22 protein-coding genes are annotated in these 21,486 nt (G+C 71.6%); 12 read left to right on the top strand and 10 right to left on the bottom strand.

From position 1 onward, the window contains the following. Positions 1–176: 176 nt before the first annotated feature. Genes KYY02_RS29915 through KYY02_RS29900 form a run of 4 tightly spaced genes read left to right on the top strand, consistent with a single transcriptional unit; the run spans position 177 to position 5,342 of the window. Complete coding sequence (locus tag KYY02_RS29915; RefSeq protein WP_371243430.1) at positions 177–941, top strand: redox-sensing transcriptional repressor Rex; 765 nt, start codon at positions 177–179, stop codon at positions 939–941. Then, positions 938–2,656 (top strand): glutamyl-tRNA reductase, encoded by a 1,719-nt coding sequence (locus KYY02_RS29910; protein ID WP_371243428.1) that lies wholly within the window; start codon positions 938–940, stop codon positions 2,654–2,656. The genes KYY02_RS29915 and KYY02_RS29910 overlap by 4 nt, the downstream gene beginning before the upstream one ends. Continuing rightward, positions 2,653–3,648, top strand: coding sequence for a hydroxymethylbilane synthase (gene hemC / locus KYY02_RS29905; protein WP_371243426.1), 996 nt, complete (start codon positions 2,653–2,655; stop codon positions 3,646–3,648). The genes KYY02_RS29910 and hemC overlap by 4 nt, the downstream gene beginning before the upstream one ends. Next, the gene (locus KYY02_RS29900; RefSeq protein WP_371243424.1) at positions 3,645–5,342 is read left to right on the top strand and encodes a bifunctional uroporphyrinogen-III C-methyltransferase/uroporphyrinogen-III synthase; all 1,698 of its coding nucleotides are present in this window, start codon (positions 3,645–3,647) and stop codon (positions 5,340–5,342) included. The genes hemC and KYY02_RS29900 overlap by 4 nt, the downstream gene beginning before the upstream one ends. Positions 5,343–5,478: 136 nt before the next feature. Here the strand turns inward: KYY02_RS29900 and KYY02_RS29895 are convergent, their stop codons facing one another. The 5 genes from KYY02_RS29895 to KYY02_RS29875 form a co-directional block, all read right to left on the bottom strand. Beyond that, positions 5,479–6,003 (bottom strand): nucleotidyltransferase family protein, encoded by a 525-nt coding sequence (locus KYY02_RS29895; protein ID WP_371243422.1) that lies wholly within the window; start codon positions 6,001–6,003, stop codon positions 5,479–5,481. 94 nt (positions 6,004–6,097) lie between these two features. Further along, on the bottom strand, positions 6,098–6,319 hold the full coding sequence (locus KYY02_RS29890; RefSeq protein WP_371243420.1) for a DUF397 domain-containing protein: 222 nt from the start codon (positions 6,317–6,319) through the stop codon (positions 6,098–6,100). Positions 6,320–6,354: 35 nt separating this feature from the next. Continuing rightward, positions 6,355–6,810 carry a DUF5753 domain-containing protein gene (locus KYY02_RS29885; RefSeq protein ID WP_371243418.1) on the bottom strand — a complete coding sequence of 152 codons (456 nt, stop codon included), beginning with the start codon at positions 6,808–6,810 and terminating at the stop codon, positions 6,355–6,357. Positions 6,811–6,967: 157 nt separating this feature from the next. After that, on the bottom strand, positions 6,968–7,633 hold the full coding sequence (locus tag KYY02_RS29880; RefSeq protein WP_371243416.1) for a class I SAM-dependent methyltransferase: 666 nt from the start codon (positions 7,631–7,633) through the stop codon (positions 6,968–6,970). Positions 7,634–7,764: 131 nt separating this feature from the next. Then, on the bottom strand, positions 7,765–8,223 hold the full coding sequence (locus KYY02_RS29875; RefSeq protein WP_371243413.1) for a UCP032817 domain-containing protein: 459 nt from the start codon (positions 8,221–8,223) through the stop codon (positions 7,765–7,767). 197 nt (positions 8,224–8,420) lie between these two features. Between KYY02_RS29875 and KYY02_RS29870 the strand changes: the two genes are divergently transcribed. Both KYY02_RS29870 and KYY02_RS29865 read left to right on the top strand, forming a co-directional pair. Next, a complete protein-coding gene (locus tag KYY02_RS29870; protein ID WP_371243411.1) occupies positions 8,421–9,428 on the top strand; it encodes a helix-turn-helix domain-containing protein in 1,008 nt (335 codons plus the stop codon). 680 nt (positions 9,429–10,108) lie between these two features. Continuing rightward, positions 10,109–11,014: a helix-turn-helix domain-containing protein gene (locus KYY02_RS29865; protein ID WP_371243409.1), complete on the top strand. Its 906-nt coding sequence runs from the start codon at positions 10,109–10,111 to the stop codon at positions 11,012–11,014. A gap of 21 nt (positions 11,015–11,035) precedes the next feature. Here the strand turns inward: KYY02_RS29865 and KYY02_RS29860 are convergent, their stop codons facing one another. After that, positions 11,036–11,683: a DUF4232 domain-containing protein gene (locus tag KYY02_RS29860; RefSeq protein WP_371243408.1), complete on the bottom strand. Its 648-nt coding sequence runs from the start codon at positions 11,681–11,683 to the stop codon at positions 11,036–11,038. 528 nt (positions 11,684–12,211) lie between these two features. Here KYY02_RS29860 and KYY02_RS29855 point away from each other — a divergent pair. Continuing rightward, the gene (locus KYY02_RS29855; protein ID WP_371243450.1) at positions 12,212–13,063 is read left to right on the top strand and encodes an IS982 family transposase; all 852 of its coding nucleotides are present in this window, start codon (positions 12,212–12,214) and stop codon (positions 13,061–13,063) included. Between the two features lie 85 nt (positions 13,064–13,148). Then, positions 13,149–13,436 carry a hypothetical protein gene (locus KYY02_RS29850; RefSeq protein ID WP_371243406.1) on the top strand — a complete coding sequence of 96 codons (288 nt, stop codon included), beginning with the start codon at positions 13,149–13,151 and terminating at the stop codon, positions 13,434–13,436. Between the two features lie 27 nt (positions 13,437–13,463). Here KYY02_RS29850 and KYY02_RS29845 read toward each other — a convergent pair whose 3' ends face one another. Both KYY02_RS29845 and KYY02_RS29840 read right to left on the bottom strand, forming a co-directional pair. Continuing rightward, positions 13,464–14,327, bottom strand: coding sequence for an NAD(P)H-binding protein (locus tag KYY02_RS29845; RefSeq protein ID WP_371243404.1), 864 nt, complete (start codon positions 14,325–14,327; stop codon positions 13,464–13,466). Then, entirely contained in the window at positions 14,324–14,755 is a 432-nt protein-coding gene (locus tag KYY02_RS29840) for a nuclear transport factor 2 family protein (RefSeq protein WP_371243402.1), read from the bottom strand. The genes KYY02_RS29845 and KYY02_RS29840 overlap by 4 nt, the downstream gene beginning before the upstream one ends. A 93-nt stretch (positions 14,756–14,848) precedes the next feature. On the opposite strand from KYY02_RS29840, the gene KYY02_RS29835 reads away from it, so the two are divergent. Beyond that, positions 14,849–15,457, top strand: a complete 609-nt coding sequence (locus KYY02_RS29835) for a TetR/AcrR family transcriptional regulator (protein ID WP_371243400.1) — start codon at positions 14,849–14,851, stop codon at positions 15,455–15,457. Positions 15,458–16,241: 784 nt separating this feature from the next. Here KYY02_RS29835 and KYY02_RS29830 read toward each other — a convergent pair. Next, positions 16,242–16,415: a hypothetical protein gene (locus tag KYY02_RS29830; RefSeq protein ID WP_371243398.1), complete on the bottom strand. Its 174-nt coding sequence runs from the start codon at positions 16,413–16,415 to the stop codon at positions 16,242–16,244. Between the two features lie 834 nt (positions 16,416–17,249). On the opposite strand from KYY02_RS29830, the gene KYY02_RS29825 reads away from it, so the two are divergent. Beyond that, positions 17,250–17,564 (top strand): hypothetical protein, encoded by a 315-nt coding sequence (locus tag KYY02_RS29825; RefSeq protein WP_371243396.1) that lies wholly within the window; start codon positions 17,250–17,252, stop codon positions 17,562–17,564. A 125-nt stretch (positions 17,565–17,689) separates the two neighbouring features. Continuing rightward, the gene (hemB, locus tag KYY02_RS29820) at positions 17,690–18,691 is read left to right on the top strand and encodes a porphobilinogen synthase (RefSeq protein WP_371243394.1); all 1,002 of its coding nucleotides are present in this window, start codon (positions 17,690–17,692) and stop codon (positions 18,689–18,691) included. Here hemB and KYY02_RS29815 read toward each other — a convergent pair. Then, the gene (locus KYY02_RS29815) at positions 18,685–19,416 is read right to left on the bottom strand and encodes a DUF4232 domain-containing protein (protein ID WP_371243392.1); all 732 of its coding nucleotides are present in this window, start codon (positions 19,414–19,416) and stop codon (positions 18,685–18,687) included. The two genes, hemB and KYY02_RS29815, sit on opposite strands and share 7 nt — an antisense overlap. Before the next feature lie 212 nt (positions 19,417–19,628). Here KYY02_RS29815 and KYY02_RS29810 point away from each other — a divergent pair, with 212 nt between their 5' ends. Further along, positions 19,629–21,116 (top strand): helix-turn-helix domain-containing protein, encoded by a 1,488-nt coding sequence (locus KYY02_RS29810; RefSeq protein WP_371243390.1) that lies wholly within the window; start codon positions 19,629–19,631, stop codon positions 21,114–21,116. Positions 21,117–21,486 lie beyond the last annotated feature (370 nt).

Genomic DNA, 21,486 nt, shown 5'->3' with positions numbered 1-21,486 from the left:
CCGGTTCCTCACGAGTGCGCCGGGGGCGCGTGACCCCGGTCACGTTGGCCGGGCAAATCGGACACAATCTTTGTGCACGCGTTCACAAAGGCATAGCCTGCATGCGACGGGGCGGTCCGGGGACGTATGACCTGACGTATGACCGCCTGAAGCCCCGCTCTACCCGCAGGAGCACCGTGGCAACTGGCCGAACTCACCGACCGGCGACCCGTAGCCGAGGGATTCCCGAGGCCACCGTCGCCCGCCTTCCGCTGTACCTCCGCGCCCTCACCGCGCTCTCGGAGCGCTCGGTGCCCACGGTCTCCTCGGAGGAGCTGGCGGCCGCCGCGGGGGTCAACTCCGCGAAGCTGCGCAAGGACTTCTCCTACCTGGGCTCCTACGGGACCAGGGGTGTCGGCTACGACGTCGAGTACCTCGTGTACCAGATCTCCCGTGAACTCGGCCTGACCCAGGACTGGCCGGTCGTGATCGTGGGGATCGGCAACCTCGGCGCCGCCCTCGCCAACTACGGCGGGTTCGCCTCCCGTGGTTTCCGGGTCGCCGCGCTGATCGACGCCGACCCCGCGATGGCCGGGAAGCCCGTCGCCGGCATCCCGGTGCAGCACACCGACGAGCTCGAGTCGATCATCACGGACAACGGCGTGTCGATCGGCGTGATCGCGACCCCCGCCGGCGCCGCCCAGCAGGTCTGCGACCGTCTCGTGGCCGCCGGTGTCACCTCCATCCTGAACTTCGCGCCGACCGTGCTGACCGTTCCGGACGGGGTCGACGTGCGCAAGGTGGACCTCTCCATCGAGCTGCAGATCCTCGCCTTCCACGAGCAGCGCAAGGCCGGCGAGGAGGCCGCGGTCGACACCGCCGCCCCGGCCGCCGTCCGCAGGCAGCCCGCCGCCACCGACCAGGGACCCGACGGGGACGTACCCGCCGTGATGCCGGCATGAGTCTCCTCGTCGTCGGACTGAGCCACCGCAGCGCGCCGGTCAGCGTGCTGGAGCGGGCCTCGCTGAGCGCGGACGCGCAGACCAAGCTGCTGCAGGACACGGTCGCCGCGGAGCCCGCCGCCGAGGGCGCCGTCCTCGCGACCTGCAACCGCATCGAGCTCTACGCCGACGTGGACAAGTTCCACGCCGGCGTCGCCGAGCTGTCCACGCTGCTCGCCCAGCACAGCGGGGTCGGCCTGGAGGAGCTCACTCCTTATCTTTACGTGCACTACGAGGACCGGGCCGTCCACCACCTGTTCTCGGTGGCCTGCGGGCTGGACTCGATGGTCGTGGGCGAGGGCCAGATCCTCGGCCAGATCAAGGACGCGCTCGCCCGCGCCCAGGGACTGCACACCGCCGGGCGGCTGCTGAACGACCTGTTCCAGCAGGCGCTGCGGGTCGGCAAGCGGGCCCACTCCGAGACCGGCATCGACCGCGCCGGGCAGTCCCTGGTCACCTTCGGCCTGGAGCAGCTGGCCGTCGGCGCGCCCGTCGGGACCTGGGCCCGGGGCAGGAAGGCGCTGGTCATCGGCGCCGGTTCGATGTCCTCGCTGGCGGCGGCCACGCTCGCGCGGCTCGGCGTCGGCGAGATAGTGATCGCCAACCGCACGCCCGAGCGTGCCGAGCGCCTCGCGCGGATCCTCGCCGAGGGCGACGACACGGACGTGCTGGCCCGCGCGGTCCCGATGGACTCGGTGCCGTTCGAGCTGACACGTGCCGACGTCGTCGTCTCCTGCACGGGCGCGACGGGACTGGTCCTGACGGCCGAGGTGATCGCCGCGGGCGTCGAGGGCCGCGTCGGACGGCAGCCGGCCGTCGACCCGGACGCCGGGGCCGCCGAGGCGGCCGAGGCCCCGCTCCCGCCCACCTCCGTGGGCGCGGAGGAGAACTGCCCGCTGGACCTGTCCGCCGTACGGCCCGGCTTCTCCGTGATGGGCGAGGCCGCCGTCGCCGGTATGGACGCGGCGACGCTGGAGCAGCACGCCACGTGGGCCGCGGGGACGACCGTCGACCGCGGCCGGGCCGGGCGGGCGGGCCGCGGCGGCGGCCCGCAGGCCGACGCCGAGCTGATCGGCGCACTCGCCGCGACCGCGTCCGCCGTCGGCCGGATCCCCGAGCGGCGCCGCCCGGAGCCGGTGGCCGAGCCGCCGCGCCCCGAACCCGTGCTGTTCCTGCTGGATCTGGCGATGCCGCGCGACGTCGACGCGGCCGCGCACCGCCTCGCCGGGGTGCGCCTCGTCGACATCGAGTCGCTCGCGGAAGCCTCCGCGGACGCTCCGATGGCTGCCGATGTGGACCAGGTGCGGCGTATCGTCTCCGACGAGGTCGCCGCGTTCGGGGCGGCACAGCGGGCGGCGCACATCACGCCGACCGTCGTCGCCCTGCGCACCATGGCGGCCGATGTGGTGGCCGGTGAGATCGCCCGTCTGGAGGGGCGGCTCCCCGGCCTGGACGACAGGCACCGGGCGGAGATCACCCAGACCGTGCGGCGGGTGGTCGACAAGCTGCTCCACGCGCCGACGGTACGGGTCAAGCAGCTCGCGGCCGAGCCCGGCGGCGCCGGGTACGCGGACGCGCTGCGCACCCTGTTCGACCTCGACCCCGAGACGGTGGCCTCCGTCTCCCGAGCCGAGGAAAGCACCGAGAAGAACGCAAGGAACCGAGGGCCGGCATGACTGAGAAGGCACTGAGGCTGGGGACGCGGCGCAGCAAGCTCGCCATGGCCCAGTCCGGGCAGGTGGCGGAAGCCGTGAGCCAGGTGACCGGACGGCCCGTCGAGCTCGTCGAGATCACCACGTACGGCGACGTCTCGCGCGAGCACCTCGCGCAGATCGGCGGCACGGGAGTGTTCGTGGCCGCGCTGCGCGAGGCGCTGGCGCGGGGCGAGGTGGACTTCGCGGTGCACTCGCTGAAGGACCTGCCGACGGCGCAGCCCGACGAACTGGTCGTGGCGGCCGTCCCGGCGCGCGAGGACCCGCGCGACGCGATGGTCACCCGCGACGCGCTGAAGCTCACCGACCTGCCGCGCGGCGCCCGCATCGGCACGGGTTCGCCGCGCCGCATGGCGCAGCTGAACGCGTACGCGCGCAGCCACGGCATGGACATCGAGACGGTCCCGATCCGGGGCAACGTCGACACCCGCATCGGGTACGTCCGCAAGGGCGAACTCGACGCCGTGGTGCTGGCCGCCGCCGGACTGAACCGGATCGGACGCAGCGACGAGGTGACCGACTTCCTGTCGGTCGACACGGTGCTGCCCGCCCCCGGCCAGGGGGCACTGGCGATCGAGTGCACCGCGGACGACGCGGAGCTCGTCGCCGCGCTCGCCGAGCTCGACGACCCGCTCACGCGGGCCGCCGTGACGGCCGAGCGTTCCCTGCTCGCCGCCCTGGAGGCCGGCTGCAGCGCCCCTGTGGGCGCGTTGGCCGACCTTCCCCCACTCTCGGCTCCGCTCGAGCGGGGGGACCCCCAGGCCGACGGACGGATTGTCAAGGAAATGCGCCTGCGCGGCGTCGTCGGCTCGATCGACGGCTCGACGCTGGTGCAGCTGTCCACCACCGGTCCCGTGCCCCAGACGCACGAGGCGGCGACGGCGCTCGGCCGTGAACTCGCCGCCGAGATGCTCGCGCAGGGCGCGGCCGGTCTGATGGGGGAGCGAGCACAGTGAGCCCCACCACCCTTCCCGCCCCTCCGGAACACGGGCACGTCACCTTCCTCGGTGCCGGACCCGGGGATCCGGGACTGCTGACCCTGCGCGCCGTGGAGGCGCTGGCCAACGCGGACGTCCTCGTCGCCGAGCACGAGGTGCTCGACGTCGTACGCACGCACGCGAGGCAGGGCGTCGCCGAAGTGCACACGGACTCCGACACGTCGGATCCGGGTACGGGCACGCCCCAGCTGACGGTCGTCGACGGCGCGTCAACAACCGCCGGCGTCCCCGCAGTGCGGGATGCCGCACATCTTGTCATGGAGGCCGCGCGGGGCGGCAGGCGGGTCGTGCGTGCGGTGTCCGGTGACCCCGGGCTCGACGCGTACGCCGCCGAGGAGATGCTGGCGTGCGCCTCGGCCGGGGTGCCGTTCGAGGTCGTCCCCGGTGTCGCGGCGGCGGTCGGCGTGCCCGCCTACGCCGGTGTGCCGCTGCGCGACGCCGAGGGAGCGGACGTGCGGTTCGTCGACGCGCGCACGGCGTCCGACCGGTGCTGGACGGAGGTCGGGGCGTCGGACGGCACGGTGGTCGTCTCCACCACGCTGGACTCCGTGGCCGCCGCCGCGGGCGAACTGGTGTCCGCCGGACGCAAGCCCGACACCCCGCTGACGGTGACGGTCGCCGGTACGACGACCCGGCAGCGCACCTGGACGGCGACGCTCGGCACGATCGCGCAGACGCTGAAGCAGGCGAAGGTGCTGCCCTCCCCGGAGGGCGGCCGGCCGGTGATAGCCGTGGTCGGTGAGCGCAGCGCCGCCGCCCGGCGCGACCAGCTGTCGTGGTTCGAGTCCAAGCCGCTGTTCGGCTGGAAGGTGCTCGTGCCGCGCACGAAGGAGCAGGCGGCGTCGCTCTCCGACCAGCTGCGCTCCTACGGCGCCGTGCCGCAGGAGGTCCCGACGATCGCGGTGGAGCCCCCGCGCACCCCGCAGCAGATGGAGCGGGCGGTCAAGGGCCTGGTGACGGGCCGCTACGAGTGGATCGCGTTCACCTCGGTCAACGCGGTGAAGGCGGTCCGCGAGAAGTTCGAGGAGTACGGCCTCGACGCCCGTGCCTTCGCGGGGATCAAGGTCGCCGCGGTGGGCGAGCAGACGGCGAACGCGCTGGTCGCCTTCGGCGTGAAGCCGGACCTGGTGCCGAGCGGCGAGCAGTCGGCGGCGGGCCTGCTGGAGGACTGGCCTCCGTACGACCCGGTCTTCGACCCGATCGACCGTGTCTTCCTGCCCCGTGCCGACATCGCCACGGAGACCCTGGTCGCCGGTCTCATCGACCTGGGCTGGGAGGTCGACGACGTCACGGCGTACCGGACCGTGCGCGCGTCGCCGCCGCCGGCGGAGACCCGTGAGGCGATCAAGGGCGGCGGCTTCGACGCGGTGCTGTTCACGTCGTCGTCGACGGTCCGGAACCTGGTCGGCATCGCGGGCAAGCCGCACAACGTGACGGTGATCGCCTGCATCGGCCCGGCGACGGCGAAGACGGCGGAGGAGCACGGCCTGCGCGTCGACGTGATGGCTCCCGAGCCGTCGGTCCACAAGCTGGCGGAGGCCCTGGCCGACTTCGGCGCCCGGCGCCGGCTGGCCGCGCTGGAGGCCGGCGACCCGGTGACGAGGCCGAGCGAGCGGCGGCCGGGGGCGCGCAGGCGCCGGTCGACGACGTGAGGTGAGTGGGGCGCCCTTCCGGGGGCGCCCCTCCTCGTGCGGCCTCCGACGTCACCCATGTGTCGGGAGACGGGCGACAGCCCCCGCACATCCGGCAAGTGGACACTGTGTCCCGCAGCGCCTGTTCAGGATCGGGTCACGGCGGTGTGGAGTTCCCGTACGCCCGTGGTCCGCGGGTGCCGCTCGGCGAGCTCGTCGACGATGCTGCGGATCGCCGGCCGGTCGCGTACTTCGCCGGGGCTGGTCCGGTATGCGGCGAGCAGGGCGCGGGCCGTCTGTTCGGGCCGGTTCCACGCCCACCAGGCGCGTGCCGTGTCGGTGCCCGTGCGGGCCTTGCGCTCGGCGGGGCCTCGTTGCGGACCTCGACCTCGGCCGGGAGGTCCGCGAAGGCCTCGGCCGCGGCGCGGATCACCGCGTCCTCCGCCTCCCAGGACAGGTCGCGGTCGTCGAAGTGGAAGACGTCGTAGTCCTTGATCCCCTCGGTGGGCGGCCTGCCCGTGACGACGTTCCCCACGGTCTGGAAGGGACAGCCCGCTGTCAGGTACCAGCCGGGCAGGCGCAGTGCCGCGGTCCGGTCGAGCACCTCCAGCAGGACCTCGTTGCGGGACAGTACGACTTTCAGGGCGGCGAGTTGCTCGTCCAACGGGAGGCGACCGATCACCGCACATGCCTACCACGACGAAAGCGTGAACACTTCTCGCTGAAGTGCTCACGCTTCCGGGGCGCCGCGTGGGCGACCGGTCCGCTCGGGCGCGTCAGCGCCGGGAGGCGTACGGCAGGAAGGCGGCCCAGGTGGTGGGGGTGAGGGCAAGGCGGGGGCCGTCCGGGTTCTTGGAGTCGCGGACGAGGATGTGGTCGGGGGCGGTGGCCACCTCGATGCAGGAGGGAGTGTCAGCGCCGCTGTAGCTGCTCTTCTTCCAGGCCACTTCGACGCAGGACGGGCCGTCATCCGTGCTGTAGCTGTTTTTTATCCACATGCGTGCTGTCCCGTTCTCAAAGGCAGGCTTGAAGCTCATGGCTCTCCCAGCATTTTTTCGCTGAAGGCCAGGGACTCCTCGGGGGTGAGAGCCTGAGATCGGATGGTCCCGTAGCGGATCTCAAGGATCTGAACGAGTTTCGGATCGACGATCGCACGGCTGGTGAGCTGAACTTCGTTGGATCCCACAGTGGTTCCATCCTTGAGCCGAAGGACTCGGAACGGGCCATCGACCCCGGCGTTCCCCTCACGCCCAAGAGGCATGACCTGGAGGTCAACGCTCCGCAACTTGCCCAACTGCAACAGTCGTTCGAGTTGCTCGCGCATCACCATTCTGCCCCCGTAGGGGCGTCGCAACGTCGACTCGCACTGAACGAAGCTGAAGACGGGCAGCGAGGTGTCGCCGCTGATGATCTCTTGGCGAGCTGTACGCGCAGCCATCTGCTGCTCCAGCTCCTCCTCTGTGAAGGGTGGTCGCCGAGAGCTGAACACAGCCCGCGCGTCAGCACGGCGATGGGGGTAGACCTTTCCGCTCCGCCTGTCTATCTGTATGGCGCTACCGCAGAGACGGCATCGTCCGCTCGCCGAGTAGGAGGACGGTGGCACGGAGTCCCTTCAGTGATCGGGAGACCTTGGGTCGTCTGCTCTGTCAGGCAGGAAGCCGCGCTTCGACGATGATCGTGCCCAGCGCTTGGTCGGTGGGCGCGGGAAGGCACCGTGCCCGGACGTCACGGAAGCCGTGCTCGCGGGCCAGGTCGGCCCATGTCCCAGGATGATGGCACCAGCGGTCCACGGTCATCTCCCTGCCCTCCGGACCCTTCCCGTACATGGGGCGGCGGCCGTTGAGGTGCCGGGGGGTCTCGCCGTGCGAGAAGGCGAACACTCCGCCCGGTGACAACCGTTCGGCCACCAGCGGGAAGAGTTCTTCGGGGTCGGTGAACCACACCGCTCCCCAGATCGAGTAGACCGCGTCGTACGTCTGGTCGTCCGCACGGAGGAAGGAGCACGCCTCCCCCTCCTCGATCGTCAGGCCGGGAACGTCCTTCCACCACCTGCGTGCCCGCTCGACCTGCACGGGGGACAGGTCCAGGGCCGTGACGCGTACTCCCCGGCGCGCCAGCCACGACGCCTCCCGGCACTCTGCCGCCCCCAGTTCCAGTGCGGTACGCGGTCGGCCGAGCAGTTCGGCTCCCGGACCATGACCTTCGTACTGAGTCCACTCGAAGGCCGCCACGTCAGGAGGCGGCGACGGGCCGTCCCGGTCCGGCTTGTAGCGGTCCCAGAAGAGGACGGAATCGTGTGGCGTGCGGGGCATGGGCGTCCTTGAGGGGGGAGCGAGCATGGCGCTGGAGCACCGTAGCCGTGGCCCGCCCGCGACACGCCATGAAGACGAGAACGGGTCCGGGTGTCCACCGACGACATCCGGACCCGGCCGTACTCGACCGATCAGTGGCAGTTCTCGCCCGGCCTGCACGGACCGCACTTCGCGAAGTCGCGCTCCCACAGCTTCCAGTCCACCGGGAAGCCGTTCTCCGCGATGATGTGGGCCGTGCGCTCCACCGAGCCGTCGTACTTGAACTCGATCTCCGGGATGTGCTCCAGGAACCTGCCGTCGAAGTGCCGGGCGCAGAAATCGCGGTAGTTCTTCGTGTCCAGGATGAAGACGTGGACGGCGATGTCGACCAGCCGACCGCAGCACATCTCCAGCCCTTGGCCCCACTTCTCCATCGCCGTGACCAGGTACGAGACCGCCGCGGCGAACAGCCGCTCGGCCATGACCTCGTCGAACGGGTAGTCGCGCATGAGGAGCTGGATCTCCCGCTCCCAGACTTCCGGCTCGACGTACTTCCTGGGCTCCCGCATCGCGGGAGCCGTCTTCGGGGCGCGCTCCAGGGTTGTCGCCATCGTGGCTCTCCTCCCGTGTGCCGCGTACCCGCTCCTTGCCGGCGGGCCGCATCACCACGGCACCACGTCGTCGGCCTCGGACGTCCTCAACGCGCTTTCCACGCAAGCAGTGTGCAGAAGGTGCACGTCCCCTGGGCGCGCCGCTCCGAACCTCCTACCGTGGACGGACGGTCCTGCTCCTGCCATGGGGAGGCGCGATGCAGCGCACCATCGACCCGGTGTGGAACTCGTCCAGGGTCCGCTTACTCATGGAGCGGTGTGATCCCGGCGGGCTGGTCCGGCTCGGCCGGGCTCTGCACGGTTGGCGCCAGGCAGACCTCGGTCGTCGGCTCGGCTGTTCGGCGTCGACCGTCTCCCGGCTGGAGAAATCCGGCCGTGTCAGCGATCTGCGTCTGTTGCAGCGAGCCGCTTCCGAAGTCGGAGTACCACCGGACGTCCTGGGAGCGGCACTGGGGCTCACGGGCCTGCGAGCCGCTAGTGTTGCGCCGAACGGCCCACGCCACACCGAGGAGGACCCGATGCGACGCCGTACGCTGCTCGCAGCGGCAGGGCTGGCCGTCCCCACGTCCCTTCTGCTCGGCGTGGAAACGGCCCTCGCGGACATGCCCGCCCCTTCGGGGTCGTCGGTGCCTCTCGACGTGCGTCTGGCTCGTGCGCGTGCGCTTTTCGACACCGGCCGGTACGGCGATCTGCTGGAAGCGTTGCCGGACCTCCTTGCCACGGCCCACGCCCGTATCCGGGACCGTGCGGAGATCGACTATGCGCGTCTGTCCGCCTGCTACTCGCTGACGGCCCAGGTGCTGGTGAAGATCGGACGGTACGACCAGGCACGGCTCACCGCCGACCGTGCGGGCCTCTACGCGGATCTGTCCGGTTCTCCGCTGGCCTCGGCGGCGGCTGCCCGTGAACTGGGCATCGCGCTGCGTCACCAGAATCAAGCGGACACGGCGCAGCGGCTCGTCCTCAAGGCAGCCCGCAGCATCGAGGCCACCGGCCTGAACACTCAGGCGCAGGCAGCGGCGTACGCGCAACTGCTCTGCACCACGTCGTACACGGCGGCTCGCGCGGGCGACCGTGACCAGGCGCTGTCGATGATCGGCGAGGCCGCGCGACCTGCCCGCCGTACCGCCGACCGGTCGCCTCTTTGCCCTCACCCCTGCCTCCGTAGGGCTGTACCAAGTGGGAGTCCACTGGGCACTCGGTGACGCCGGAGCCGCGATCAGAGCAGGTGGGCAACTCCGCCAGGAGCAGTTCGCCACGGCGGAACGCAGGGGGCGTCTGCACACCGACATGGCTCGTGCCTGGTGGCAGTGGGGGGAAGCCCGAACAGACCGCACAGTCCCTGCTGGCCGCCTTCCGTGTGCCCCCCGCCGAAGTCCGGGACCGGCCCAGCATGCGGGCCATCGTCAAAGAGCTGCACCGCTCACATCCTCGGGTCAGCGGCGTTCGCGAGCTGGCCCGTACGGTCCTCGCCGACGGGCCCCGAACCGGAGCCAGGTAGTACGGGATGCGGCGGGGCGCGGGTCGGGGCTGCGGGCGGTAAAAGACTTAAGAACCAAGGGTAAAAACCGACCAAACCAACCAAACCTCGTGTAGGTCACTCGGGCGGGTGAAACACGTCGAACTGGCTGGCGCGGCGATGGTTCGGGCGGGCAGTTTCGGCACAGGAGCGGCCGGAGCAACTCAGCGCTCCCCAAGCCCGTACATGCGTCGGCCCCCGCCGGGACTCGCACTCCCGGGGCGAGGACCTGGCCAACGAGGAAGTCGAGCCTTCCCCATGGCTGAGAAAAAGCCTAGTCATGCCCCGCTCCCGATTCAGGGTGTTTGACGATCCGCCACACCCTCCGGTGTCACACACGTACGCACGCACCAGTCCGGTCAGTACGTGGTCGTGGGCAACCACCTCGCCCAGCACCATGAGTTGTCGCTGACCGCGATCGGGCTGGCGCCCCACATCCTGTCGGTGCCCGCGGGGACGCCGGTCGACATCCGCAGTCTCGCCGAGCGCTTTCCCGAGGGGCGGGACCGGATCGCGTTCGCGTTCCGGGAGTTGGAGGCGCACGGCTACCTGGAGCGGGTGCGCGAGCACACGGAGGCGGGCCGCCTGGTGACGCGTACGTACGCCCACCACACGCCGCTGCCCGTGCGGGCGGCCGCGTCGTCCGTTCCCGCTGGGGCGGTCGGGCGTGCGGGGACGGGTCGTGCCCGCACTCGGGACTCGGTCGAGGGTGCGGGCGGCCGGGAGGCTCCCGAGGAGGGCGATCAAGTTCCCGGTGAGCCGGCTGCCCAAGCTGCTCCGGTTGTCCCGGACGCGTCGGTGGAGGTCCTTGAGACGTCCGTACCCGCACCCGCCCCCGTGGGCCCGCCGCGCGAGCCCGTTCGCTCCGGTCGGCGGTACGAGGAGGCGGTCACCCTCCTCGCCGGTCTGCGCCGTACCGACGAGCGGCTCCCCCTGTCCCTGCGGGACGTGAACGGACTCGCCCCGAGTGTCGTCGACTGGCTCGAACGAGGTGCCGCCCCCGCCGCCGCCCACCGCACCCTGACCGCCGACCTGCCCGTTCCCATGAAGCACCCGGCGGGCGTGATCGCCTACCGCCTGCGCGAACTGCTGTCCCCGCCGCTTCCCGCGGCCCCGGCGTCTCCACCGGTCACGGCCGGCGCCCACCGCCTGCCCCCCTTCCAGGACTGCGACGGCTGCGAGCGGGTCTTCCGCTCCCTGGAACCCGGCCGCTGCCGCGACTGCCGGTACGGACCGACGACGACAACGAGCGGTGTGGCGAGCGCGGCCTGAGCCCGGGGCCGGCGGGGCGGGTCAGCCGCCCTGGCCGGCGCTGCCGATCGGGCCGACCTTCACCGGGGTGCCGGAGCCGTCCGTGACGGGCAGGGAGGCGGCGCCCGGCCAGTCGAGGGTGACCGACTTCGTCTCGTCCGGCGGGGTCACCACCAGCCCCGTGACGCGGACGCCTGAGCCGCCCGAGTCGTTGACCGGGTAGCTGACGGCGAAGGCCACCGACTCGCCGTCCTTGAGGGTGACCGAGGGGGCCTGTTCGCCGGTGCGCTCCGCGGACAGCGATCCCGCGTTGGTCTTCAGGTCGACACCCGCGTAACCCGAGAGCGCGCAGTCCCGGCCGCCGCCGTTGGTGAACTCCACCGCGACCATGCCCTCCGGGTCGCCCTCGACGGTGTGGTCCGTCGCCGTGACCTCCAGCTCGTCGGTGCGGCACGCGCCGGTCGTGCCGTTCCCGCTGGAGCCGGTTCCGGCGACCGTGCCCCGCCCCTCGTCCGCGTCGTTCCCGGTGGAGTCCTTCGCGGCGCCCTGGGCCGAGCCACCGGAGTTCGAACCACCCTTCGAGGACGACGAGTTGCTCCGGTCCGTGGCGGTGTCGTCGTTCTGGCAGGCGGTGAGCGAGAGGCCCGCGACGACGGCCAGGGCTGCGATGGTGATCTTGTTGAAGCGCATGGTGTCTCCTCGGTGTCGGCCGGGGTGCCGGCCCGTCGGTCCGGGCGGGCCTTCCTGAGCACCAAGAGCCGTCCGGACCGCCCGCAGTTTCGCCCGGCCACCCGTTAATACAGCCTTGTGACAGGTGAAAACGGACACGGCGCACGCCACCGCCGGTGCGCCCCCCTCCGTACCGCACCATCCCTTTGGTGTCCCCTGACGCCGTCCTGCAAGGGAGACGAGGTCTGAGCGCGGTGCGCCGCACCGCGCCGGGGCCTGCCGCCGGTCCGGCCGGGACGGCGGTTCCCGCACCGCTCCACGCCCGTTCGCGACCGCCGTCCGCTGGGACGGACCCGTGACCCGGCGGTCCTTGACCGCGACCGGGGACGTGTCCTTCCCGCCCCCTCGCCGTCGCCCGGGGCGGCCTCCTCCGGGCGGCAGGGCCGAGGTCCCTGGATGAATGAGTCCTATGTTTTTGCTGGTCGCGACCATGGCGAAGGACGCCCGTTGGTCAGTGTGTGAAACAAACCTGGCGCCCTTCTTGCGGCACTGCACGTGTTCCTCGACGACCATGTGGCCCCGCGTCGCCGGGTCGGGCGACCCCCTGAACTCACGGACGCCGAACTGCTGTGCCTCGCAGTCGCCCAGGTCCTGCTCGGCTTTCCCTCCGCCCGGCATTGGATCCGCTTCGCCCACGCCCGGCTCGGGCACCTCTTCCGCTACCTGCCCCAGCAGTCCGCCTACGACAAGCGCCTCAACGCCGCCGGGCCACTGATCAGCCACGTGATCGAGGCCCTGGCCCGCCAGGTGCCGACCTGGAACGACAACCTGCGGCTGATCGACTCCACGCCACTGCCCTGCGCGGCCTCTCGCGAAACCGTCAAACGCTCCAAGCTGGCCGGACACGCCGGATACGGCTACTGCCGCAGCTGCTCCCGCTTCTTCTGGGGTCTCCGGCTCTATCTGGTTACGACCGCCGAAGGCATGCCTGTGTCCTGGTGCCTGGCGAACCCAAAACTCGGCGAGCGGAAGGTGATGACCGCACTGCTCGAACGCGACCATCACCTCATCCGCGCCGACCAGGTGATCCTGGCGGACAAGGGCTTTGCCGGGCGGAAGTTCGAGGCGTTCTGCGCTGAACGCCTCGGCATCCACCTGGTTCGGCCAGACCGGAAGGACGAGCCGATCCGTCATGGCCGTCTCGCTCGTGTCCGCCAGTGGATCGAGTCGGTGTTCGATACCCTCGAAGGCCGGCTCAGCCTGGAACGACACGGTGGCAGAACCCCTGCCGGAGTCTTCGCCCGTACCGGACAACGCCTCCTTGCTCTCGCGGCCGGTATCCGGCACAACTGGACCACCGGCATCAGGATCAAAAAATCCCTGATCGCCTGCGACCACTAAAGCTGATCTACGCAGTTCCCCCCAGGGGGACCAGGTGGTGAGGCCGCATCATGCGGCCCCACCACCCTCACCAGAGGGAGTGGATATGGGAGACATGACCGCCAAGGCGCGGGTGGCGGATCTTGTCATCGCGTACGCGGTCCTGGTCGACGCGTCCAACGCGTGCGACGCCCTGGACGAGGTGGTGGTGGCCGCCGACAGTTGGGCTTCAGCCACGGATCTCCTCCGAGCCTGCGGCTACCTCAAGGTCCCCAGACGGGCCATGAGCAAGAAGATCCCGGCAGAGGCAGTCGAAGCAGCCCTCACCAATCCCGGAACGGTTTTCCGGAAGCGCTTCATGGCGGACATGCCGTGGACACCCGCCGCCAAGTGAGAGAAAGGCCCTCCAAGAACATTGGACTCATTCATCTGGAGGGGCGGGCGCGGTCTCCCGTTCGGCGGCCGTGCGGAAGTCGCGGGGCGGGCGGCCGGTGAGGCGGTGGACGGTGTCCGTGGTGCGGGACTCGGCGCCGATGGCTATGGCGTGGTCCATGTCGGCGAGGAGGGCGGCGAACTCCGGAGGTACGCCGGCCTGTTCGGTGAGGCGGTGGCGGATCTCGGCGACGGTCAGGCGGTGGTGGGTGACGGGGCGGCCGGTGACCTCGGTGAGGATCGTGGCGATGTCGTCGTGGGTGAGGGCCTCGGGGCCGGTCAGGACGAGGTCGCGGTTCGGGGCGTCGTCGTCGGTCAGGGCGCGTGCCGCGACGGCGGCGATGTCGTCGGCGTCGACGTAGGCGACGCGGCCGTCACCCGTGGCGGTGGCGAAGGCGCCGGTCTCGCGGATCGTGGTGGCGTGGAGGTGGGCGCCGGTGAAGTTCTGCATGAACCAGGAAGGGCGCAGCACCGCCCACTCGTCGAAGAGGGACGGGAGGGCCTGGTGCACCCTGCCCACCGCCGGGCCGCCCTCGGGAACGGCCGAGGAGCTGAGGAGCACCGCTCGGCGCACGCCCAGGGTCCGGGCCCGTTCGAGGAAGGGGAGCATGACCGCCGCCGGGTCCGGGTCGCCGACCGGTGGGACGAGGTAGACGCGGTCGGTGCCGGTGAGGGCGGCGTCGTGGGTGGCGGGGTCGTACCAGTCGAAGCGGACCGCTTCCGCGCCGGGGAGCGGGGTGCCCCGGCGGGAGGCGGCGCGGACGCGGTGGCCGGCGGCGAGGATCTGGGCGGCGGTACGGCTTCCGGTGGTGCCGGTGGCGCCGACGACGAGGACGGTGCCGGTGGGGGTCATCGGGTGCTCCCGGTGAAGTCGACGCCGGGCTCGCGCACGGCGAGCGGGTTCCAGTAGTCGCGGTAGCCGGTGATCAGGCCGTTCCGGAAGGTGACGACGGCGATGTACGTCATGTCGTAGGCCGCGCCGGTGGCGACCACGCGGCCCTCCGCGCGCATCTCGACCACGATGGTGCCGGGGGCGTCGGTCCGGTGGATGCGCAGGTCGGGGATGTCGTGCAGGTCGATGTGGTCGGGGTAGTCGCGCATGTACGCGGCGATCGCCGCCCTGCCCTCCAGTCGGCGGGGCCAGCCTTCGGGGGCGAAGGGGAACTCCATGACGCCGTCGTCGTCCCACAGGGAGGTCCAGGCGGGGATGTCCTTGTCCAGCAGCAGGCGCAGGCTGTGGCGGAAGAGCGCCTCGGGGGAGGCGGGGGTGCGCTCGGGCATGGGGGTCTCCGTCCCGTAGAATACGGACCGCTGGTCCGCTTTACTGGGGACGACGATACGGACCGCTGGTCCGCTTTGCAAGCTGGGAGGCCGATGATGGAAACGGGACCGGCGGACGGCGCGCCCGCGCGCAGACCGCGCAAGGACGCGGCGCGCAACCGGGCGGCCCTGCTCGCCGCGGCGGACGACCTGTTCGCGCGCTGCGACAGCCCCGGAGACATCACGATGTCCGACGTCGCGGCGTCGGCCGGCGTCGGCAAGGGCACGCTGTTCCGCGCGTTCGGCGACCGTACGGCGCTGATCGGCGCGCTCTACGCGGCGCGGCTGGAACCCCTCGACGCGGCGGTGTCGCACGGGCCGCCGCCGCTGGGCCCCGGCACGCCGCCGGCGGAACGCGTGCCCGCGCTGCTCGACGCGCTGCTGTGCTTCAAGCTGGACCACCGCCACCTCATGCTGGCGCTGGAGGGGACGGGATCCGGCAGCCCCTACCAGGCGGAGCACTACGGGCGGTGGCACGAACTGCTGCGCTCCGCGCTGGCCGGTGTCCCGGGCCTCGCCGACCCCGGCTTCACCGCGCACGCCCTGCTGGCCGCCGTACGCGCCGACCTGGTCGAACACCTCGCGGGCGACCGCGGCACGGACCGCGACGAACTGCGGTCACAGCTCCAGGAGTTCGTACGACGGGTGCTGGCCGGGCCGTAATCGGCGCGTGGCGGCGCGGCACGGCCCGGGCGGTGGCCTCCTCGCCGCGGACGGCGCGGTTGCGGAGCGACGCGCGGTAGGCGGTGACGGGTTCGAAGGTGTCGGGAGGCATGAGAAGCCTCCGGACGCACCCGGCGGGGCGCCGAAGGCCGACGCGGTGATGATAGGCACGAGACCCGGTGAGGACCGCGTCGAACGGCGCTCGTGGGGGACCGGGCCGGCCTCCCCGGCCGAGAGGGAGAACGGGAGCCCTCCGTCGCGAAGGCTCACCGGTACCAGGACCCGCTGCCATCGGCGGAGGTCATCGCCCGGTCGAGCAGCCTCGGGCGTTGCTCGCGGGAAGGCGTCAGAGTCTGTCGCGGCGTCGCACCGTGCGGATAATCACCACTGTGGAGATGACGACGATGATCAGGGAACCGGCGATGATCACCAGTTCCGCACTCCCCAGGTTGCCCATGGCGTCAGATTCTCCTTTTGTGGCGTTGTGGCGTTGTGGCGTTGTGGCGTTGTGGGAAGAGAAGTGGGTTCGATTCCTCGGAGGCGGGCCGGGCCCGTCGGCCCCTTCGGCGTCGGAGCGCGTAGGGACGGAGCGTCAGGACGTCATGCGGTAGGCGGGGCACGACAGGCCGCGAGGGCCGGGGCGCCATGAGAGGGAGCGGCAGCCGTGGTGCCGGCCACGCACCCTGTGACGGCACCATCGAGGGCGTTGCCGGTGGCGGAGGTACTTGCGGTACGGCGGGTACGCGCGGCGGGTCACGCGTCGCAGCATGTTCCTGCCGAACGGCTACGTCAGGAGCACTCCTGCGATGCCGAGGGCGACGAGGGGCACGAGGACGACCACGGCTCTTCGGGCCGAACGCCGACGAGTCGATCTCTCGTCGCCGGTGATCATCAGGCCGTTCGTGACCGCCGTCGCGATCAGTGAGACCGCAAGGAGCGCGTGGCTCGCGTTCTTCATTTCCGGCATCCGTCCGAAGACATGCCCCACTCCGCCGACTCCACTTGCTGTGCCGGTCGTGAGGCCGATATCGCCGAACACCTCGGCCGTGACCGCTCCTGCTGCCAAGGGGCCGCCCACTTCGGTCGCCATGCCGATGGCGCCAGGGGCACCACGGTGATCTCTCCGGCTCCGGCGGCAGGGGCTTCGGCGTCGCCGCCGGGCCGGGGGCCGCCGCGTTCACCACGGCGGCCGTGGCGATCGCCGCGACGGGAGCGGCTCCGTGTGTTCTCCGGGCACGCCACGACGGCGTGCCCGGAGCGCGCGAGTGCATCGGTCTCCCCCACAGGAGGTCGGGAGTACGACAGGCGGGCGGTCGGAACAGGTGGCCCCCACGGTCGCCGGCCCCCACAAGGTGTCACAGGACGCACATGAAGCGACGCGGCATGCCCTCGAACGTCATATGCATACGGGCCGGAATCAGCCCCACCGCTTACCGGCGGCAAGTATGGATCCTTTCGGGCGAATTGGGTGAGCGAGTCAACGAAGTTGTCCACTCTCCACCCTTTTTGCGTAGCAGCATCGACTGAAAAGCTTCGAGGCTGGGGCAATTGGGAACGCTTGCCGCTCTTGAGCGGGGTTTTTCAGCCAGGTTCGCCACGCCATGATCGACCGTGCGGACAGCGCCTGCCCGATCCTCTCGGGGCGGAGGGGGAAAGCGCCTGGTGGCAAGTTGTCTCAGAGGGTGCGTCCCCCGGCGACGGCCCTGTGGGAGTGGTCCCACGGCCTGCACACTGATCGCGTCCGGCCGATCCGGCCACGCCCGCCCCCGCTTCCGTGAAGGACCCTCCCACGATGAGCGAACCCGGCAGAGCCCTGCCCTTCTGCCGTTCCCGTACGCGACGCCCCACCACCCCGAACCGGTTCACCGGCCCCGTCCGGTGGGCCGGGCGCCTGCTGTGCTGGAACCTCGCCGTCGGCATGGCCGTGGCCGCAGCCGACCTCCTCCTCGCACCCTCCGCCGGCCGGTGGTCCGTCCTCTGGCCACTGCCCTGGTACCTCACCTGCGTGTCCCTCCTCGTCTGGGCCGTCCTGCGTGCCTGTGAGAAGGCCGCGCACCGGCCGCCGGACGAGGAGGAACTCCCCGGCGCGTGGGACACGGCGGCGTGAGGGAGGACGGCCGCGCGTGACGCGGCCGTGGTCCGGGGAGACGCCGGGTCCGTCCCCGGCCCCGGAGAGCCGGGCCGACTCCGCGTCGGCAAAGGCACGTGGGGGGCGGGCGTAGCGTAGGTGGTATGACGACGTACGGATCCTTCCCCGGCGCGCGGCCGCGGCGTCTGCGTACCACCCCCGCCATGCGGCGCATGGTCGCCGAGACCCGGCTGCACCCCGCCGACTTCATCCTTCCCGCCTTCGTGCGCGAGGGCGCGGACGAGCCCGTGCCGATCGCGGCGATGCCGGGGGTCGTGCAGCACACCCGGGACAGCCTGAAGAAGGCGGCGGCGGAGGCCGTGGCGGCCGGGGTCTCCGGGATCATGCTGTTCGGCGTTCCGGAGGAGTCCAGGAAGGACGCCCTCGGGACGCCCGGCACCGACCCGGACGGGATCCTCCAGGTCGCCCTGCGGGACGTGCGGGCCGAGGTCGGGGACGACCTGCTCGTCATGTCCGACCTCTGCCTCGACGAGACGACCGACCACGGGCACTGCGGGGTCCTCGACGAGCAGGGGCGCGTCGACAACGACGCCACGCTGGAGCGGTACGCCGAGATGGCCCAGGTGCAGGCCGACGCGGGCGCCCACGTGGTCGGGCCGAGCGGGATGATGGACGGGCAGATCGGGGTGATCCGCGACGCCCTCGACCAGATCGGCCGGGAGGACGTGGCGATCCTCGCCTACACCGCCAAGTACGCCTCCGCCTTCTACGGGCCGTTCCGGGAGGCCGTCGCCTCCTCGCTGCAGGGCGACCGCAAGACGTACCAGCAGGACCCGGCGAACGTCCGCGAGTCGATGCGTGAGCTGGCGCTCGACCTGGAGGAGGGCGCCGACATGGTCATGGTGAAGCCGGCGGGCCCGTACCTGGACATCCTGGCCAAGGTCGCGGACGCGGTGGACGTGCCGGTGGCGGCGTACCAGATCTCCGGTGAGTACTCGATGATCGAGGCCGCCGCCGAGAAGGGCTGGATCGACCGGGACCGGGCGATCCTCGAGGCGCTGACCGGCATCAAGCGGGCCGGTGCGCGCAACATCCTCACCTACTGGGCCACCGAGGTGGCCCAGAAGCTGGGCGCCGCTCAGTAGGTGAGGGCGTCGTCCATCGACTGCTGCCAGTACGTCACCGCCATGCTGCTGTCGTAGTACACGCCGTCCGCCGGCAGGGCCGGGACGGCCGACGGGCCGCCGTCGCTGTTCGGGGTGGCGCCCTGGAAGGCGACGGTGAGCTTGTGGGCGGTGGTGCCGCCGTCCCCGCTGCCGTCGGCGGCCGACAGGAGCACGCCCGCGTACGCCGTCTCGCCCGGGGCGAGGGTGACCACGGCCTGCGGCTTCGACTCCTTGACGGGCTGCGGCACCCACTGCATCTCGTCGAAGCGGAGCACCGGGTAGTAGGGGAGGTCACAGGTCCTCGACCCCGAGTTCTCGACCGTGATCAGCATGTGGTTGACGGGGCGGGGGACCGGCTTGGCGCCGACGGTGGTGTTGGAGCCGTTGCAGATGACGCGGGCCTGCGAGCCGCCGTCGGAGCCGTTCGTGCTGCCGCCGCCGGCCTTCTCCCCGGTGCCGGCCTTGTCCCCGCCGCCGGCCTTGTCCCCGGTGCCGGTGTCCTTGTTCCCGGTCCCGGACGGCTCGTTCGAGGCGGAGTCGTCCTTCGCGGAGCCTGAGGGCGTGTCCGCGGTCGCCGTCGCGTTCGGCTGGGACGTGCCGGCGCCCTCGTCCTTGAGACCCGTGCCCTCCTGGCACGCCGTGAGGGCGAGGGCGACGAGGGCGGCTCCGGCGGCGGCGATCAGACGGATGCGGGACGTGCGCATGGTGAATTCCTTTGCGTGACTACGGCTTTGGAGTGACCGCTCGACCGGAGGACGGGAGCGGCGTGCTTGGATGACCAGAGCTTGTCCGGTGATTCGTCCCGGCCGCCAGAGCTGGTGGACGATCCGGGACGTTGGAACGCTCGTACCGTTGTTGACCTGGGAAAACGGCCATTCCCTGGAACGGCGGAATGGGACGTGGGGTGGGAGGAACGGTGTCGCAGGATACGGTGGCGGCGGAGTTCGCCGCGCGGTTGAGGGCGCTGAAGGAGCGGTCCGGGCTGAGCTACGGGGTGCTCGCCAAACGGCTTCACATGAGTACGTCGACCCTGCACCGGTACTGCAACGGGGACGCGGTGCCGACGGAGTACGCGCCGGTGGAACGGCTGGCGCGGCTGTGCAGGGCGAGCCCCGGGGAACTGGTCGAACTGCACCGGCGGTGGGTGCTGGCGGACGCGGCGCGGGGGCGGAAGGGAGCGCCGTCGGAAGGGGCGGCGTCCGCCGGGGAAGCGGTGCCCGCGGGCGCACCGGTTCCTACGGGCGCACCGGCGCGCGCCGGCGAACCGGCGGAGGACGCGGAGGTCCGGGATCGGGAGGCGGCAGCCCGGGATCGGGAGGCTGACGGCCGCCCGGTGGCCGGGCCCCCGGCGCCGGGACGGTCCGGGGCCCGGGGCCCGGAGGTGGAGACCAGGGAAGCGCAGACCCCGGGGGCAGGGCCACAGGAGGCCGAGGTCCCGGTGGTCGCGGGCCCCGGCGAGGCCCGTCCCCGCCGCCGTACCCGTACCGCCGTCCTCGCGGGGATCGCCGTGGCCACCGTGCTCGGTGGGGTCACGCTAGCCCTGGGCCTGCAGGACGATGGCGACGGGGGCGGGGGCGACCGGAGGGACACGGCGGGAGCCGCGACCGTCGACGCCGGGGCGGGCGGGAACGAGGACGTCACCGCCTCGCCGTCCGCCTCCGTCTCCGCGTCCCGCTCGCCCTCCTCCTCCCCCTCCGCGTTCGCCTCCCCGTCCGCGAAGGACAAGGAGGCGCCCCGCACTCCGGCCTCCGCCTCCGCCGCCGCCCCGGCGGGTGACGGCGACAAGGGCGCCGTGCCGCTGACCGTGCAGACCAACCCGTACGCCTGGCAGGACCCTTGCTCGCAGCGTTATCTGATCAACAGGCCGGCGAGCGAGGTGAAACCGCCGCCGCAGGAGCCGGGTGCGGCGGCGTGGGTCAGTGCGTTCGGGGCCGTGTCGTCGGGGGAGCAGTACGTACAGCTCACCGTGCAGGGGACCGGGGACGAGACGGTGGTCGTGCAAGGACTCACCGTGCGGGTGGCGGGCAAGCGGTCGCCGCTCCCCTGGAACGACTTCGCGATGGGCTACCCCGGCGTGGGCTGCGGCGGCAACGTGCCCACACGTTCCTTCACGGTCGCCCTCGACGCCGCGCGCCCGGTCGTGGCCCCGGAGGCCGGGCAGCGGAACTTCCCGTTCTCGGTGAGCGAGTCGGACCCCGAGGTCTACTACATCACGGCCGACGCCTCCGCCTACGACGTGAGCTGGTACCTGGAGCTGAAGTGGTCCAGCGGCTCCAGCAGCGGCACGCTCGTCGTGGACGACAAGGGGCGCCCCTTCCGCACCAGCGGTAACAACGGGCGTCCGGCGTACGAGTTCCCGCTGGGCGGCGAGGAGTGGGTCCCGGAGGGTACGACGGACTACTAGGCCGTGCCCGACGGACGATCCCTGTGGGGCTTCGGTGTCCGAGGCCGGAGGAGGGGGGCACGGGGATCGAGCGGGAACCGCGCTCGGGCGTCCCGTGCGAAGGGGTCGTCCCGGGACACTCTGCTGCGGGGCTCCCACGGCCGCGGTGAGGCGTTGTCGAGGATGCCGAACATCCTCGGCCGGCAGGGTCCGGGCGAGCCAGGCCGGACGGATCCGTACGGGATGGCACGCTGTTCGGCGGACAGGAGGCCCGAGCTGTCCGCCGGGAGGCCTTCCGTCCGCACCGCGGATGCTGCGGGCAAGGGCTCCGCGACGCCGCCATCGGTGCTTCCCCGCAGAGAGCCCGCCGCCGGTAATTCGTCGTACGAGA

Origin of the sequence: Streptomyces pimonensis (assembly GCF_041380215.1) — a bacterium.
Classification (GTDB): Bacteria; Actinomycetota; Actinomycetes; order Streptomycetales; family Streptomycetaceae; genus Streptomyces; species Streptomyces pimonensis.
This window is presented reverse-complemented; position numbering and strand designations above follow the sequence as displayed.

Excerpts from the sequence above, each read along its gene's own strand:
- hemC (WP_371243426.1), top strand. The coding sequence starts at position 2,653 with ATGACTGAGAAGGCACTGAGGCTGGGGACGCGGCGCAGCAAGCTCGCC.
- KYY02_RS29880 (WP_371243416.1), bottom strand. The coding sequence starts at position 7,633 with ATGCCCCGCACGCCACACGATTCCGTCCTCTTCTGGGACCGCTACAAG.
- KYY02_RS29875 (WP_371243413.1), bottom strand. The coding sequence starts at position 8,223 with ATGGCGACAACCCTGGAGCGCGCCCCGAAGACGGCTCCCGCGATGCGG.
- KYY02_RS29870 (WP_371243411.1), top strand. The coding sequence starts at position 8,421 with ATGCAGCGCACCATCGACCCGGTGTGGAACTCGTCCAGGGTCCGCTTA.
- KYY02_RS29845 (WP_371243404.1), bottom strand. The coding sequence starts at position 14,327 with ATGACCCCCACCGGCACCGTCCTCGTCGTCGGCGCCACCGGCACCACC.
- KYY02_RS29890 (WP_371243420.1), bottom strand. The coding sequence starts at position 6,319 with ATGTGGATAAAAAACAGCTACAGCACGGATGACGGCCCGTCCTGCGTC.
- KYY02_RS29830 (WP_371243398.1), bottom strand. The coding sequence starts at position 16,415 with ATGAAGAACGCGAGCCACGCGCTCCTTGCGGTCTCACTGATCGCGACG.
- KYY02_RS29825 (WP_371243396.1), top strand. The coding sequence starts at position 17,250 with ATGAGCGAACCCGGCAGAGCCCTGCCCTTCTGCCGTTCCCGTACGCGA.
- KYY02_RS29860 (WP_371243408.1), bottom strand. The coding sequence starts at position 11,683 with ATGCGCTTCAACAAGATCACCATCGCAGCCCTGGCCGTCGTCGCGGGC.
- KYY02_RS29910 (WP_371243428.1), top strand. The coding sequence starts at position 938 with ATGAGTCTCCTCGTCGTCGGACTGAGCCACCGCAGCGCGCCGGTCAGC.
- KYY02_RS29850 (WP_371243406.1), top strand. The coding sequence starts at position 13,149 with ATGGGAGACATGACCGCCAAGGCGCGGGTGGCGGATCTTGTCATCGCG.
- KYY02_RS29815 (WP_371243392.1), bottom strand. The coding sequence starts at position 19,416 with ATGCGCACGTCCCGCATCCGTCTGATCGCCGCCGCCGGAGCCGCCCTC.
- KYY02_RS29840 (WP_371243402.1), bottom strand. The coding sequence starts at position 14,755 with ATGCCCGAGCGCACCCCCGCCTCCCCCGAGGCGCTCTTCCGCCACAGC.
- hemB (WP_371243394.1), top strand. The coding sequence starts at position 17,690 with ATGACGACGTACGGATCCTTCCCCGGCGCGCGGCCGCGGCGTCTGCGT.
- KYY02_RS29835 (WP_371243400.1), top strand. The coding sequence starts at position 14,849 with ATGATGGAAACGGGACCGGCGGACGGCGCGCCCGCGCGCAGACCGCGC.